Annotated in this window: 14 protein-coding genes; 8 read left to right on the top strand and 6 right to left on the bottom strand. The window is 54.6% G+C overall.

What is annotated here, in order from left to right; translation table 11 throughout:
* Positions 1 to 92: 92 nt before the first annotated feature.
* From HGO37_RS12960 to HGO37_RS12935, 6 genes are all read left to right on the top strand, one after another.
* Positions 93 to 1,421 (top strand): glycosyltransferase family 4 protein, encoded by a 1,329-nt coding sequence (locus HGO37_RS12960; protein WP_285200574.1) that lies wholly within the window; start codon positions 93 to 95, stop codon positions 1,419 to 1,421.
* The gene (locus HGO37_RS12955) at positions 1,421 to 2,158 is read left to right on the top strand and encodes an HAD-IIB family hydrolase (RefSeq protein ID WP_250983622.1); all 738 of its coding nucleotides are present in this window, start codon (positions 1,421 to 1,423) and stop codon (positions 2,156 to 2,158) included. The genes HGO37_RS12960 and HGO37_RS12955 overlap by 1 nt, the downstream gene beginning before the upstream one ends.
* A 155-nt stretch (positions 2,159 to 2,313) precedes the next feature.
* On the top strand, positions 2,314 to 2,805 hold the full coding sequence (locus HGO37_RS12950; RefSeq protein WP_250983621.1) for an NUDIX hydrolase: 492 nt from the start codon (positions 2,314 to 2,316) through the stop codon (positions 2,803 to 2,805).
* Between the two features lie 191 nt (positions 2,806 to 2,996).
* Positions 2,997 to 4,499, top strand: coding sequence for an inorganic phosphate transporter (locus HGO37_RS12945; RefSeq protein ID WP_250983620.1), 1,503 nt, complete (start codon positions 2,997 to 2,999; stop codon positions 4,497 to 4,499).
* 19 nt (positions 4,500 to 4,518) lie between these two features.
* Complete coding sequence (locus tag HGO37_RS12940) at positions 4,519 to 5,256, top strand: 16S rRNA (uracil(1498)-N(3))-methyltransferase (RefSeq protein ID WP_250983619.1); 738 nt, start codon at positions 4,519 to 4,521, stop codon at positions 5,254 to 5,256.
* A 127-nt stretch (positions 5,257 to 5,383) separates the two neighbouring features.
* On the top strand, positions 5,384 to 6,757 hold the full coding sequence (locus tag HGO37_RS12935; RefSeq protein ID WP_250983618.1) for a glutamate--cysteine ligase: 1,374 nt from the start codon (positions 5,384 to 5,386) through the stop codon (positions 6,755 to 6,757).
* A 149-nt stretch (positions 6,758 to 6,906) separates the two neighbouring features.
* On the opposite strand, the gene HGO37_RS12930 is transcribed toward HGO37_RS12935, so the two are convergent.
* Positions 6,907 to 7,203, bottom strand: a complete 297-nt coding sequence (locus HGO37_RS12930) for a DUF1127 domain-containing protein (protein ID WP_192487065.1) — start codon at positions 7,201 to 7,203, stop codon at positions 6,907 to 6,909.
* Positions 7,204 to 7,349: 146 nt separating this feature from the next.
* Here HGO37_RS12930 and HGO37_RS12925 point away from each other — a divergent pair, with 146 nt between their 5' ends.
* A complete protein-coding gene (locus HGO37_RS12925) occupies positions 7,350 to 8,303 on the top strand; it encodes a LysR substrate-binding domain-containing protein (protein WP_250983617.1) in 954 nt (317 codons plus the stop codon).
* 18 nt (positions 8,304 to 8,321) lie between these two features.
* Here HGO37_RS12925 and HGO37_RS12920 read toward each other — a convergent pair whose 3' ends face one another.
* Positions 8,322 to 8,939: a TetR/AcrR family transcriptional regulator gene (locus tag HGO37_RS12920; RefSeq protein WP_250983616.1), complete on the bottom strand. Its 618-nt coding sequence runs from the start codon at positions 8,937 to 8,939 to the stop codon at positions 8,322 to 8,324.
* A 169-nt stretch (positions 8,940 to 9,108) separates the two neighbouring features.
* Positions 9,109 to 10,590, bottom strand: a complete 1,482-nt coding sequence (gene katA, locus HGO37_RS12915) for a catalase KatA (RefSeq protein ID WP_250983615.1) — start codon at positions 10,588 to 10,590, stop codon at positions 9,109 to 9,111.
* Between the two features lie 153 nt (positions 10,591 to 10,743).
* On the opposite strand from katA, the gene HGO37_RS12910 reads away from it, so the two are divergent.
* Entirely contained in the window at positions 10,744 to 11,664 is a 921-nt protein-coding gene (locus HGO37_RS12910) for a hydrogen peroxide-inducible genes activator (protein ID WP_250983614.1), read from the top strand.
* On the opposite strand, the gene adhP is transcribed toward HGO37_RS12910, so the two are convergent.
* From adhP to guaB, 3 genes are all read right to left on the bottom strand, one after another.
* Positions 11,661 to 12,686, bottom strand: a complete 1,026-nt coding sequence (gene adhP / locus HGO37_RS12905) for an alcohol dehydrogenase AdhP (RefSeq protein ID WP_250983613.1) — start codon at positions 12,684 to 12,686, stop codon at positions 11,661 to 11,663. The genes HGO37_RS12910 and adhP overlap by 4 nt on opposite strands.
* Positions 12,687 to 12,810: 124 nt before the next feature.
* Positions 12,811 to 13,212 (bottom strand): MAPEG family protein, encoded by a 402-nt coding sequence (locus HGO37_RS12900; protein WP_250983714.1) that lies wholly within the window; start codon positions 13,210 to 13,212, stop codon positions 12,811 to 12,813.
* 121 nt (positions 13,213 to 13,333) lie between these two features.
* A complete protein-coding gene (gene guaB, locus HGO37_RS12895; RefSeq protein ID WP_192487059.1) occupies positions 13,334 to 14,839 on the bottom strand; it encodes an IMP dehydrogenase in 1,506 nt (501 codons plus the stop codon).
* Between the last annotated feature and the right edge of the window lie 47 nt (positions 14,840 to 14,886).

Below are 14,886 nucleotides of genomic sequence, written 5' to 3'. Positions count from 1 at the left end.
AGAAACTGCACCATTCCGATGGAACTTTTTCAACGAAGTCGCATTTGCATTCATTAGTTGAAAAATTATACCAAGATGGATGTATATTTCCCATGACCGATCAGGATCGCTATCCAAGGATTGCACTCGTTTCGACCCATGGCTATGTGGCCGCCCATCCCCCCTTGGGCGCCGCAGACACCGGTGGCCAGGTTGTCTATGTGCTTGAACTTGCCCGAAAACTTGGGCAGCTCGGCTACACTGTGGACCTGTATACACGGCGCTTTGAAGATCAGCCGGAATTCGACGAGGTTGACGAACGCGTGCGCGTGGTCCGCATTCCCTGCGGCGGCGGCGATTTTATTCCCAAGGAATATCTGCACCGCCACATGATGGAATGGTGTGAGAATGCGCTGCGGTTCATCAAGAAAAACAACCTCACCTATTCCTTCATCAACAGTCACTATTGGGACGCCGGTGTCGCGGGTCAACGCTTGTCCGAAGCGCTCAAGGTGCCGCACCTGCATACGCCGCACTCCCTCGGCATCTGGAAAAAACGCCAGATGGAGACCGACTACCCGGAGAAGGCAGACAGTTTCGACCTGGAGTTCAACTTCAAGGAACGCATCCAGCACGAACTGATCGTCTATCGCAGCTGCGATCTGGTGATCGCCACGACCCCAATACAATTGGACATGCTGCTTGAGGACTACAATCTCAAGCGTAAGCAAGTGCACATGATTCCGCCGGGTTATGATGACAATCGCTTTTTCCCTGTGTCAGAAGCATCCCGCCAGATGCTGCGCAGTCGTTTTGGCTTCGAGGGAAAAACCGTGCTTGCGCTTGGTCGGCTGGCGACCAACAAGGGCTATGATTTGCTGATTGACGGCTTTTCGGTTCTTGCGGAACGCGAACCGGAAGCTCGCCTGCATCTGGCCGTTGGCGGCGAGAACATGGATCCGCAGGAAACAACAATCCTCAACCAGCTCAAGCAAAGGGTCGAGGATCTTGGTTTGCAGGACAAGGTCGTATTCTCCGGTTACGTGTCAGATGAGGATTTGCCGGATATTTACCGCGCAGCCGACCTGTTTGTTCTCTCCAGCCGTTACGAACCTTTCGGGATGACCGCCATCGAGGCGATGGCCAGTGGCACACCCACTGTGGTGACCATTCACGGTGGTTTGTTCCGGGCGGTCAGTTATGGTCGTCACGCACTGTTTGCCGATCCTTTCGACAAGGAGGATCTGGGCATCACCATGATGAAGCCCTTCAAACATGAAAGGCTGTATGGCCGCCTGTCGCGGATGGGTGCCCACAAGGCTCGCAGCCTGTTTACCTGGACCGGCATTGCACAGCAGGTGCTGGCACTGGTGGAAGGGCGAAGCATGATGCCTGTGCTGGAAGAAGCCGATTGGGCAGAACCGTGGAATGACGGCGATTGATGCGGCTTTTTTCGACTGACCTCGACGGCACGGTTGTCGGAAACCCAGAGGCGACCCGTCGCTTTGCGCGTTTCTGGCATTCCCTGCCTGACGATATTCGCCCGGTACTGGTTTACAACAGTGGTCGTCTGGTGGACGATCAGCTTGCGCTGATTGACGAAACCGGCCTGCCCGAACCGGACTTCATTATCGGTGGCGTCGGCACGATGTTGCACCACAAGACAAATACCAGTCTTTCCGACAACTTCAGTTCGGCCATCGCCGACGGCTTTGATAGCCATTCCGTCGAACGCGTCATGTCCGGTATAGACGGCATAAAGAAGCAGCCGGATGAGTATCAGCATGCGCTGAAATCAAGCTGGTATCTTCACGATTCAACGCAGAATGCGCTTACCGCCATTCAACAGCGGCTGGAACATGCGGGGCTTCAGGCCCAGATCGTGTATTCCAGCAGTCGCGATCTGGACGTGCTGCCACGCAATGCCAACAAGGGCTATGCCGCCCTTTGGCTTGCAAAATCGCTGGGCATCGCACCAAGCGATATCATCGTGGCTGGCGATACTGGCAATGACCGCGCCATGTTTGAAATTCCTGGTGTGCGCGGCATTATCGTCGCCAATGCACTGGATGAACTGCGCCAGCTTGGCAACACAAATGATCGATTGATGATTGCGAAATTACCGATGGCCGATGGCGTTATTGAGGGGCTTACCCGATTGCTGGTGCGTGAAACTTAAATTTCCGGTGGAACGTCGCCGGAATGCCGCAAACAGGATATTGACGGTCCTTTTTGAAGCGCAGACTATCGAGAATAATCATATTTTCATGATTTGCACATAATATTCGACATCGCTTATATTTAAGCATGCCCAAATGGAAGGAAACTCCGTTATTGAACCTGCTCAACCGATTGACCAATGACGTTTATCTCATGCTGCGCCGTCCACCGCGTCAGCAATATGCGGCTTTGTGCTATCGGATCAAGAAAAAGCAGGGCGACGTTGAGATCCTGGTCCTGACGAGCCGCGATACCGGACGTTGGGTTATTCCGAAGGGCTGGCCGATGGACGGCAAGCAGGCTCACACGGTTGCCGCGCAGGAAGCCTACGAGGAAGCTGGCGTAAAAGGTAAAGTCGAAAAGGAAATTCTCGGCTTCTACGAATACCAGAAAAAACTATCCAACGGCATGAATGTTCTTTGCAAGGTACAAGTCCATGCACTGGAAGTTGAAGAGTTGATCAAGAACTTCCCTGAAAAGAACAGCCGTAAACTTGAATGGGTTTCCGTCGAAGAAGCTGCAAGCCGCGTCAATGAACCGGAGTTGAAAACTCTCATTCGTTCTTTCGGAAAGCGTATTTCTACAGTCATTCCAGCCAAAATCTGATAATAATACCGACTTTGGGGGCCGTCCATATTGATTTTGCGGGCTCCATAAACTAACCGATATTCCCCATCATGATAACGAATGCTTTATCCTCGCGCTCCGTTCGCAGGCCTCGTGTTATCATGAGTTTTCCTACCCTCCCTTAAGCCGCCTGAACCACGGATGAAAGGATACCCGGCATAGAGGTGACGATGGCTATGGAATTGCCAGACTTAACAAAACGTACACTGGACAAAGACCTAGACAAGCTGACCAATGTCGAGGCGGCGACGCATTATCTTGCCAGGCAATTTGCGAATTATGCCACTGCAACGCTGTTTCTGATCGTTGCAGGTTTCTTTGCGGGTGCGTCGGTCAGCAATAGCCCGGGGGTCTGGATCATTATCGCGGCTGGTGCTGTCGGAGCCTACATGGCCGTCAATATCGGCGCCAACGACGTGACCAACAATGTTGGACCGGCGGTAGGCGCAAAAGCCATCAGCATGGGCGCAGCACTTGTGCTTGCGGCCGTTTTCGAAATTGCTGGCGCGCTTTTAGCGGGCGGCGGAGTTGTGCACACGATTTCGAGCGGAATTATCGACACGTCCGACGTCGCCAATGCCGACGTCCTCGTGTGGATCATGATGTCCGCCCTGCTAGCGGCGGCCTTGTGGGTCAATCTCGCGACTTGGCTGAAAGCACCAATTTCCACCACGCACGCGATTGTTGGCGGTGTTGCCGGTGCAGGCATTGCAGCGTCCGGCCTTGATGCCGTTGACTGGATTGCCATGGCGCGCATTGCCGCAGGATGGATGGTCTCTCCGTTGCTGGGCGGACTGGTTGCCATCGCATTCCTGGCCTTCATCAAGGAATTCATCATCTACCGTACCGACAAGGTTGCAGCGGCACGTTTCTGGGTGCCTATCCTGTCGGCAATTCTGGCCGGTGTATTTGCGAGCTATCTGGCCCTGATCGGCGTACAGCAAATCGTGCAGATTTCTGTTGGCAACTCTCTGTTAATCGGATTGCTATGTGCGGGTCTTACCTGGCTTGCCAGCGCGCCATTTGTCAAAAAGCAGTCGATAGGGCTTGAAAACCGCAATCAGTCCCTGCGCCAGTTGTTTCAGATACCGCTGATTTTTTCTGCTGCGTTGCTGTCTTTCTCTCATGGTGCAAACGACGTATCCAATGCGGTCGGCCCCTTGGCTGCAATCGTACAGGCCGTGCAGAACAACTCGATGAGCAATGACGTTGACGTGCCGTTGTGGGTCATGCTGATCGGCGCATTTGGGCTGTCCTGCGGTATCCTGCTGTTCGGGCCGCGCCTGATCCGGTTGGTTGGTGAACAGATTACCAAGCTTAACCCGATGCGCGCTTTCTGCGTTTCCCTCGCAACAGCGCTGACCGTTCTCTTGGCATCCTGGCTCGGCATGCCGGTCAGTACCACACATACCGCCGTCGGAGCGGTGTTTGGGGTCGGCTTTTTCCGCGAGTGGTACACCCGCAATTCCAAGCGCCGTAAACTTACGGTGCGTGCACAGCCGATCCGCGCAACCGACAATGTGTTTGAAACGGACACCGTGGAAATGCGCAGACGTTATCTGGTGCGCCGTTCGCATTTCATGACCATCATTGCGGCCTGGATGATAACGGTTCCTGCAAGCGCCACTCTTGCAGCCTGGCTTTATTGGGTTATGTTCCGGCTCTTCATATAACGGAATGTAAGAGCAGAAAATGCGCGCCAATTTTCGCATGCAACGTCTTTATGTCGAGGATGCCATTATCCTCGGCACCGGCATTGCCGCCAGCAGTGAACAGTTCAACTATCTGGCCAATGTGCTGCGCATGACGGACGGCGCAGAGGTGCTGATTTTTAACGGCCGTGATGGCGAGTGGAAAGCGCGTCTGGCGTTCCCATCGAAAAAGAAAATCGTGCTGGTGCCACAGGAACAGACCCGGTCACAGCCAGCGCCCTGCGACCTGCATTATCTCTTTGCTCCTTTGAAGGTTGGACGTATCGATTACCTGATCCAGAAGGCTGTCGAAATGGGTGCAGGTATTCTACAACCGGTCATGACCCAGCATGTACAGGGCAAGATCACCAATCTGGAACGCTTGCAGGCCAACGCAATCGAAGCCTCCGAACAGTGCGGCATCTTGGCCATACCGCAGGTGCAACAGCCGGTAAAGCTGCGCGACCTTCTGGAGAACTGGCCATCGTCACGCCGCATCATTTATTGCGATGAAGGCGACGAGGGCCAGAACCCCCTGCCCGCTCTGTCACGTATCAAGGAGCGCCAACTTGCGCTGTTGATTGGCCCGGAAGGCGGTTTTTCCGAAGAAGAACGACAGCTGCTCCGCAACCACCAAAGCGTGACGCCGATACCACTCGGCCCACGGATTTTGCGGGCGGATACGGCTGCTGTTGCCGCACTTGCGGTTATTCAGGCGGCCATCGGAGACTGGCAATAATCAATCCTGGTGATGGCGATTATCGGCATTAAACCATGATTGAAAGAAATTCATTTGCAGAGGCTATCGTCCCGCCCTATCTGGCTTTTTGAATGACAGACAGACGTTGCGCAGTAAGGTTACATCAATGGCTCGCGATACTACCGATCAGACCCCGATCTCCTCAAAACAGGAACTGACAGACTATCTGGCAGGCGGCAACAAGCCGGTTGAGAAATTCCGCATCGGGACTGAACACGAGAAGTTCGTGTTTTTCCGCGACACACATAAGCCTGTGCCCTATTTTGGCGACGCAAGCATTTCCGCCCTGCTCAAGGGCATGGAATCCCGGCTTCGCTGGGAGCCGATCATGGACGGTGAAAACATCATCGGCCTTGCCGAACCCACCGGCATGGGCGCTATCTCAATCGAACCCGGTGGCCAGTTTGAACTTTCCGGTGCACCACTGGAAAATATTCACGAGACCTGCAAGGAATCCAACCAGCATCTTGCCGTGCTACGTGACATTGCAGAGCCGCTGGGCATTCGTTTTCTGGGTATGGGCGGTACGCCATCCTGGAGCTTTGCCGACACACCGCGCATGCCTAAGTCCCGTTATGCCATCATGACCGACTATATGCCGAAGGTCGGCAGCAAGGGTCTGGACATGATGTACCGGACCTGCACCATTCAGGTGAACCTAGACTTCTCGTCGGAAGCGGATATGCGTCGCAAGATGCGCGTCAGCATGAAGTTGCAGTCCCTTGCAACCGCCCTGTTCGCCTCCTCGCCATTTACCGAGGGCAAGCCGAATGGCCAGCTTTCATGGCGTGGAGATATCTGGCGCGATACGGACAACAACCGCTCCGGTATCCTGCCCTTTAGCCTGAAAGAAGATTTCGGCTTCCACCACTATGTCGAATGGGCGCTGGATGTGCCGATGTATTTCGTCGTGCGTGACGGAAAATATCACAACTGCACACACATCACCTTCCGTCAGTTCATGAATGGCGCATTGAAGGGCGAAATTGCGGACTGGCAACCGACGCTCGGTGACTGGACAAACCATCTCTCGACGCTGTTTCCGGACGTTCGCCTCAAGCGTTTTCTTGAAATGCGTGGTGCAGACGGTGGCCCATGGCGCAGAATCTGTGCGTTGCCGGCTTTCTGGGTGGGTCTACTTTATGACGACGAGGCCCTGTCCGCTGCCGATGAACTGACCAAGGACTGGTCGTTCGAGCAGGTCAATCAGTTGCGTGACGATGTGCCGACCAAGGCACTGAAGGCAGAAATTACCGGCCATAGCCTGCTGGATATTGGTCGTGAAGTTCTGAAAATTTCTCACCTTGGCCTGAAAAACCGCAACAGACTGAACGCGGACGGTCAGGACGAAACAGTTTTCCTGTCCACTCTTGATGAAGTTATCGCCAAGAAGACCACACTCGCAGAAGACATGCTGTCTGCCTATAACGGCCGCTGGAACCAGTCGGTTGATCCGGCTTACGAAGAATACCAGTACTGAATTTGCGTCAGCAGTGTTGGCTCATTGAACCCATTGAACCGGCAAGACAATTTGCTACACCGGGCACAAAAAAAGCCCGGTGCGGCATAGCCTGGCACCGGGCAAAAGCAGGGCTATTGGCAATCACCCTGCGGGGAAAACTCAAAAAATCAGAGCGTCTTGCGAGCGAACCGTTGGGTCGCGTGCACTTCCGCTGCCTTTATTAACTGCTGAGCGGGGTCATCTAGCAAGCCCACATTCAGGGCTTTTAGTACGTCCTGACGAACAATACCGATATCTGCCAACATTCGATCATCGAGATCGGTCAGGCGGTTGACCTGGAAACGGGTCACGAGGTTGCGCCAAACCATATTCACGCGCATGCCGAAGCGGGAAACATTGCGTAGTTCGACACGCTTTTCCGGCTGGCAAATACCGCTTGCAATAATCTGGTCTGCCGTGCTCATGATGAGATCCTTTCCTTGGCACGATTGCGACCATCAGGCTTACTGTCCTGATCGTCATTGAGTTGCACCTTTAATGACGCAGCCCCATTGATCAGTCCAACGAATGTTTTTAATGTTAGTCATCAATGGTTCTTATGGGATGCACCATGTCCGCCCCGCTTGATATCGATCAGCTACACACATTTATCGCCATCGTGGATACAGGTAGCTTCACCAAGGCTGCCGATCGTATTTTCAAAACGCAATCTGCGGTGTCCATGCAGATGCGCCGTCTTGAGGAGCGGATCGGCAAACAGCTGTTCACCAAGGACGGGCGCGGCAACCGCCTGACCAACGAAGGTGAGAAGCTGATGAATTATGCGCGGCGCATCATTCGTCTGAATGATGAGGCAATCGCAGCTTTCGATGATAATCGTCTGGAAGGCACATTGCGCATCGGTACACCCGACGACTACGCCGACCGGTACATGCCGGAGATTATTGGCCGTTTTGCCAAGACACATCCCAATGTCGAACTTTACATCGTCTGCGAACCCTCCGTCAGCCTGGCGGAAAAGATGGCCCGTGGCGAACTTGATATCGCACTGGTGACGCATAATCCCCGCGCCCGTGTTTCTGACGTGGTTCGCACCGAACCGCTTTGCTGGGTGGCATCCGCCAATCACCCGTTGCGTGACAATGCACCGGTACCGCTTGCCGTGGGCCGTCGTGACTGTCACTGGCGCCAGCTTGCCTGTTCAGCGCTGGATGCCGACGGTCGCGATTATCAGGTTCTGTTTACCAGTTGGTCGTCTACGGTTATCGCTTCTGCGGTTCTGGCAGGCATGGCGGTTTCGGTCCTGCCGGAATCGGCCTTAAGGACCGGCATGAAGGTGCTGACCGCCAGTGATGGCTTCCCGCCACTTCCGCCTGTTCAGATCGGCCTGATGAAACGTCCGGGCATTTCGCCGTCACTTGCCAATGCCATTACCGACCATATCTCGGCCTGCCTCGACAATATTTCACTGACGGCTGTGGCAACCGATGATCTGGATAGTGACGTCAAAAGTTATCCGAAAATGCCGAGGCTGCGGGCCGGACATATGCTGCCGGGTTGGTGAGCGACGGTCTGAACGGTGTTAGATACTTTCACCGATCAGCACCTTGCACTCCGCCACCAGACGTTGTGCCTCATCCTGATCACTCAGCAGCGACAAGCGCATGCAGGAGCCGAGAAAATAGCTGAGTAGTTTACAGCGGGCTTCATAATCTTCGCCCGGACGTGGACTGCGCAATGATGAGGTGTAACGGATGAAAATCTCTGCCAACCGATAGCTTTGGTCGATGTTCAACCTGGCCAGCGCCTTGTCCATCTCCATGCTCAGCCAGATGCTGAGATAGATGGGGTTTTCGCGGCACTCCTGATAATACCAATCAATTAAAACGAAAACGTGCTGTTTCAGTTCATCCAGTGACGTCGCCTCGTCCAGCGACCGAATGACATGATCTTCGACACGGTTCGAGATCATGTCGAACAGCGCACGCAGGATGGCGGCTTTTTCAGGAAAATATTGGTAGATCGACCCAATTGGAATACCGGCCTCTTTGGCGAGAGCGGTCATGGTCAGGGAACTGACACCGCTTTTGGTAATCAGTCTGGTTGCCGATTCAAGAATGGCATTGACGCGCTGGATGCTGCGATCCTGTTGTGGCGTTTTTCTTGGTTCAATGCGTTCTGGCGTACCACGTCTTGGCATATTGTTTCCCGTCCTGAAACACATGCGGGTAGCTCCCTTGCCACCACAATGGTTGCGATATGGCATGAGCTTTTTTGACGAAAGTTGAACTGCGTTGCGGGCTTTTTAATGAAAACAGCAAAAAGCCGGACAAAAGCCCGGCTTTCCGTTTTCAACTGGCAGTTTAGTCTCACTCGGCCGCGCTGATCGTATCGGCCTGATAACCGTGAGCGGCCTTGAGGGCAGCTCTTACACCGGCTTCATAGTCCGGATGAACCTGGCGGAAATGCGCAAGCTGGCGCTCAACGATAAAGCCGGGTACACCACCCATGGCTGCAGCAATGTTCGAGAACAGGCGCTGCTTCTGACCTGCATCGAACAGGTTGAAGAGCGCGCGCGGCTGGCTGTAATCGTCGTTGCCGATACGGTGGTTGTAACGAGCGGCATCACCGGAGATACGCAGTGGCGGCTCTTTTGCAGCCGGCTGTTCTACCGGGCCATTAAACGAGTTTGGCTCGTAATAGGCATCCGGGTTACCGGTCTTGATACCACCGTAAGTATTCATCTGACCATCGCGGTGGTAGTGATGCACGGGACACTTCGGAGCGTTGACCGGAATGTTCTCGTAGTGAGTACCGAGGCGGTGACGGTGTGCGTCCGCATAGGAGAACACCCGAGCCTGCAGCATCTTGTCTGGCGAATAACCGATGCCTGGCACGATGTTGGACGGCGAGAAGGCAGCGTTTTCGATTTCGGTGAAGTAGTTGTCCGGGTTACGGTTCAGCTCCATCACGCCGATATCGATCGGTGGGTACTCGGCATGTGGCCAGACCTTGGTCAGATCGAACGGGTTATAGGTTGTCTTTTCGGCTTCCAGTTCCGGCATGATCTGAACCTGTACAGTCCAACGCGGATATTCACCGGCTTCCAGCGCGTTGAATAGGTCTTCCTGCGTCGACTCGCGGGTTTTACCGATAACGGTTTCGGCCTCTTCATTGGTCCAGTGCTTGTGGCCCTGCTGGGTCTTGAAGTGAAACTTTACCCAGTAACGTTCACCGGCATCATTCCAGAAGGAATAGGTGTGTGAACCATAACCATTGATGTGACGAACGTCGGTTGGCAGACCACGGTCGGACATCAGGATCGTCACCTGGTGCAGGCTTTCAGGCGACAGCGACCAGAAATCCCACATGGCAGTTGCCGAACGCATATTTGTGCGCGGATGACGTTTCTGCGTGTGGATGAAATCAGGGAACTTGACCGGATCGCGCACAAAGAACACCGGCGTATTGTTGCCAACAAGATCCCAGTTGCCTTCTTCGGTGTAGAACTTGATGGCAAAACCGCGCACATCACGTTCGGCATCGGCAGCGCCCTGCTCACCGGCCACTGTGGAGAAGCGCAGGATCAACGGCGTCTCAGCGCCCGGCTGCAAGGCCTTGGCCTTTGTGTAACGGGAGATATCGCCAGTGATCTTCAGCGTGCCATAGGCACCCCAACCCTTGGCGTGAACGGCACGCTCAGGAATACGTTCACGGTTCTGATGTGCCAGTTTTTCAATCAACTGGTAGTCCTGCAGCAGAAGCGGGCCACGCTCGCCTGCACTCAGGGAATTCTGGTTATCAGGAATTGGTGATCCTGCGCTGGTTGTCATTGTCGGGCGATCAGCCAAGATTTCCTCCTTTTGGGTTCACTCTCGATGGCAGCAAGTCACCGGCAATTGGGCCGGACGCTTGTCTAGAATACTTCTAACACTGGTTTTTGGCATCCCCTTTCCATAATTTCCAATTGTATTTACGTTCATTTTCGATAGGATTTTCCTATCATGATTACACTTCGGCAAATGCGGTATTTTGAAACTCTGTCCAACACACTTCACTTTGGAAGAGCGGCCCGTGCTGCCAACATCAGTCAACCAGCGCTATCGGCCCAGATTATGGAGATGGAGAACCATCTCGGCGTAAAACTTGTAGAGCGGAGCCGCAGCGGGGTCATTATAACCCAAAAAGGCACGGATATTTTACAGCATGCTCGGGCAATTCTTGCTGAGGTCGATCGGCTTGAGGCAACGGCCCGCAAGGGGTCGGGTGTGCTGGAGGGTCCGGTTCGGATCGGCATCATTCCAACCATTGCACCTTATCTTGTGCCACAACTGATACCGCGACTGCGCCAAACCTATCCACGCATTGAAATCGAATTGAAGGAAGCCGTCACAGACCGGCTGCGCAGTGATCTGCTTGAAGGTAAGTTGGACGCGGTGATTGCTGCCCTGCCGCTGGATGACGAATCACTTGCCAGCCAGGTGCTGTTTACGGACCGCTTTTACATGGCCGTTGCCAGCAATGAAGACAGCGTGCTCTCCTCCCCGATGACCGAAGCGCAGGTCGACATGAGCAGGTTGCTGCTTCTGGAAGAAGGTCATTGCCTGCGCGACCAGGCACTGGCGGTGTGTGGCACAGCCGGCAAACGTAGTCTGGTGAATTTTGGTGCAACGTCGATGACCACGCTGCTGCAGATGGTGTCCCACGATATGGGCATGACGCTTATTCCCGAGATCGCGGTACCCTTGGAAACCAAACGCAACAATCTGAGGATCGTTGCCTTTGCCGAGCCGCAGCCATCCCGGCAGATTGGCCTCGCCTGGCGACGCTCCAGCGCCCGTGCGGACGACATGGCGGCACTGGCACAGATGATAACAGCCTGTGCTTCGAAAGAAACACAGGCTGTCGGACATGTGAAAGACTAGTTCAGATCGACAACGATACGGCCGTCGATCTTGCCTTCCTCCATGCGGTGGAAAATATCATTGATGTTTTCCAGCTTGTCCCATGAGAAGTGGGCGGCCACCTTGCCCTCACCTGCAAAGGTCAGGGATTCCTCAAGATCCTGTCGCGTACCGACAATCGAGCCGCGCACTGTAATGCGCTTCAACACCGTATCGAACACCGGCAGGGAAATGTAACCCGGTGGCAGACCGACCAGCGCCATCGTGCCCTTGGAACGCAGGAAACCAAAGGCCTGCTCCATAGCCTTCGGCGAAACGGCTGTTACCAATGCACCGTGAACACCCTTGGTTGCTTTCTGCACTTGCTCAATCGCATCCGGCGCCTTGCCGTTAACGACGATATCCGCACCGAGCTTTTTCGCCAGTTCCAGCTTGTCGTCAAAAATATCAGCGGCAACCACATGCATGCCCATGGCCTTTGCATATTGCACTGCCATGTGGCCAAGACCGCCGATACCCGAAATGACCACCCATTCACCGGGTTTCACCTCGGTTTCCTTCAGGCCTTTGTACACGGTCACACCGGCACACAGCACGGGAGCCGCAGGACCGAAATCGAGATTGTCAGGCAGACGCCCAACATATTTCGGATCGGCAAGGCCATATTGCGCAAAGCTGCCATTCACAGAATATCCGGAGTTTTTCTGTTCGGCGCACAATGTCTCCCAGCCGGTGCGGCATGGAACGCAGCAACCGCAGGCACTGTAGAGCCAAGGCGTGCCAGCACGGTCACCTTCCTTGATGCCGGTTACGCCAGCGCCAATCTTGGCGACATAACCAACGCCTTCATGGCCGGGAATAAAGGGTGGATTGGGCTTAACCGGCCAGTCACCGTTTGCTGCGTGCAAATCCGTGTGGCAAACGCCGGTCGCCTCATATTTCATGAGGATTTCGCCGGGGCCCGGATCGGGAATTGGCACCTCTTCAATAGAAAGCGGTTTGCCAAATTCCCTGACGACTGCGGCCTTCATCATTGCTGCCATTTGTCTTGCCTCCTTCAACCATAGAACGGTCAAAGGATAGAACAACAACATTCAGTAGAGTTGATCTATCGCAAGAGAAAACGGTTTCGTTTCGCACAGTGTCGCAGTTTTGCGGCAGTCGCGACTATTCAAATGCCAGCCAGATCACCATCCAGCCCCACATGCAGACCAACGCGGCAAAGCCGATGGCAAATGCCGGTGCACGATAACGCAGGCGATTGCTGGTGACATGAAAGTAAGAATGGGCGTAACGCGAAAGCACAAAAATCCATCCCAGCACGATAGTAACGATATTGTCCGCATCAGTAATGTAGAGCAACAAGCATGCCGCGTGGAACAGCACGGGAAGTTCGAACTGGTTGGCAATATTCTTGTTGACCAACTGGCTCTCGCGCGCCTCCTCATCGGCATCCCTGAAACGGCGCGCCGCTTCCGCGTTGAGGAAGGTGTATTTTTTCCGTCGAATGAACAGCAAGCAATAAAGACCGAAAACAAGGAAAGCATGCGCAATCATCGGCCAGAACATTGCGGTTGTGGGTGACATGCGGGTTCTCCTTAATCGGTATTCATAGTTACGCTCCCTGACCCGATCTGGATCAGGGAGCGCACAAAAATTCAATTGGCCGTCAACCTAGCCTGCGTAAGGATCAAACGCTACCCGGGTAATTCGGGCTCTCGCGGGTAATCGTCACGTCATGGGCGTGGCTTTCGCGCAGGCCGGCACCGGAAATACGAACAAATGTCGCGCGGTCCTGGAATTCAGGAATGGTTGCGCCACCGACATAGCCCATAGCAGCCTTCAGGCCGCCTGCCAGCTGGTGCAGAACGCCGGAAACCGGGCCCTTGTACGGAACCTGACCTTCAATGCCCTCAGGAACCAGCTTCAGAGTGTCGCGAACTTCGGCTTGGAAATAACGGTCTGCGGAACCGCGTGCCATGGCGCCAACGGAGCCCATGCCACGGTAAGCCTTGAAGGAGCGGCCCTGATAGAGGAACACTTCGCCTGGGCTTTCATCCGTACCGGCCAGCAGCGAACCAATCATCACGGCAGATGCACCAGCAGCGATAGCTTTGGCGAGGTCGCCGGAGAACTTGATACCACCATCGGCGATCACAGGAATGTCCAGGGACTGTGCCGCATCAACGGCCGACATGATGGCTGCAAGCTGCGGAACGCCAACACCTGCGACAATACGTGTGGTGCAGATCGAACCTGGGCCGATACCAACCTTGACGGCGTCAGCGCCTGCATCGATCAGCGCTTTGGTGCCGTCAGCGGTCGCGACGTTACCGGCGATGATGCGAACAGCGTTCGACATCTTCTTGACCTGTGCAACAGCGTCGAGAACACGCTGCGAATGGCCATGGGCGGTGTCGACAACGAGGATGTCCACGCCGGCATCGATCAGGCGTTCTGCACGGTCACGGGCATCATCGCCAACGCTGATGGCGGCTGCGGCACGCAAGCGGCCCTGCGCATCCTTTGTCGCATTCGGGTTGAGCTGCGACTTTTCGATGTCCTTGACAGTGATGAGGCCAACGCAGTTGCCCTGGGCGTCTACCACCAGCAGCTTTTCAATGCGGTGCTTGTGCAGAAGGCGACGCGCTTCCTGCTGGTCAACACTGCTTTCCTTGACCGTCACGAGGTTTTCGCGGGTCATCAGTTCGTAGATTTTCTGAGCTGGATCGGAAGCAAAACGAACATCACGGTTGGTGAGGATACCAACCAGACGGCCTGTTTTGTGGCCGCCCTGACCGCCGTTTTCGACAACCGGAATACCGGAAATGCCGTGTGCCTTCATCAGGCTCTGGGCTTCAGCAAGGCTGGCATCCGGACCGATAGTGACCGGGTTTACAACCATGCCGCTTTCGAATTTCTTCACCTGACGAACTTCTTCAGCCTGTTCAGCAGGGGTAAGGTTGCGGTGGATAACACCGATACCACCGGCTTGTGCCATGGCAATCGCCAGGCGGCTTTCCGTGACGGTGTCCATTGCGGAGGAAAGAATAGGCAGGTTCAGGTCGATATCACGTGCGATACGCGTCGAAATATTCGTCTGGCCCGGCATCACTTCGGAGTGTCCCGGCTGCAAGAGCACATCGTCGAAAGTGAGGGCGTCCAAACCTGTGGGCGTTTGAATAATGCGTGCCATGCCAATTTCCTTCATTAAAGAATAGGGTATCCGCCGGGAGGAATCAT

Source organism: Rhizobium sp. CG4 (assembly GCF_023701965.1).
Classification (GTDB): Bacteria; Pseudomonadota; Alphaproteobacteria; order Rhizobiales; family Rhizobiaceae; genus Agrobacterium.
The sequence above is the reverse complement of the archived record's forward strand: the minus strand, read 5'-3'. Positions and strand labels throughout refer to the sequence as shown.

Excerpts from the sequence above, each read along its gene's own strand:
- HGO37_RS12940 (WP_250983619.1), top strand. The coding sequence starts at position 4,519 with ATGCGCGCCAATTTTCGCATGCAACGTCTTTATGTCGAGGATGCCATT.
- HGO37_RS12955 (WP_250983622.1), top strand. The coding sequence starts at position 1,421 with ATGCGGCTTTTTTCGACTGACCTCGACGGCACGGTTGTCGGAAACCCA.
- HGO37_RS12920 (WP_250983616.1), bottom strand. The coding sequence starts at position 8,939 with ATGCCAAGACGTGGTACGCCAGAACGCATTGAACCAAGAAAAACGCCA.
- HGO37_RS12910 (WP_250983614.1), top strand. The coding sequence starts at position 10,744 with ATGATTACACTTCGGCAAATGCGGTATTTTGAAACTCTGTCCAACACA.
- HGO37_RS12935 (WP_250983618.1), top strand. The coding sequence starts at position 5,384 with ATGGCTCGCGATACTACCGATCAGACCCCGATCTCCTCAAAACAGGAA.
- adhP (WP_250983613.1), bottom strand. The coding sequence starts at position 12,686 with ATGGCAGCAATGATGAAGGCCGCAGTCGTCAGGGAATTTGGCAAACCG.
- HGO37_RS12930 (WP_192487065.1), bottom strand. The coding sequence starts at position 7,203 with ATGAGCACGGCAGACCAGATTATTGCAAGCGGTATTTGCCAGCCGGAA.
- HGO37_RS12960 (WP_285200574.1), top strand. The coding sequence starts at position 93 with ATGACCGATCAGGATCGCTATCCAAGGATTGCACTCGTTTCGACCCAT.
- HGO37_RS12925 (WP_250983617.1), top strand. The coding sequence starts at position 7,350 with ATGTCCGCCCCGCTTGATATCGATCAGCTACACACATTTATCGCCATC.
- HGO37_RS12900 (WP_250983714.1), bottom strand. The coding sequence starts at position 13,212 with ATGTTCTGGCCGATGATTGCGCATGCTTTCCTTGTTTTCGGTCTTTAT.
- HGO37_RS12945 (WP_250983620.1), top strand. The coding sequence starts at position 2,997 with ATGGCTATGGAATTGCCAGACTTAACAAAACGTACACTGGACAAAGAC.
- guaB (WP_192487059.1), bottom strand. The coding sequence starts at position 14,839 with ATGGCACGCATTATTCAAACGCCCACAGGTTTGGACGCCCTCACTTTC.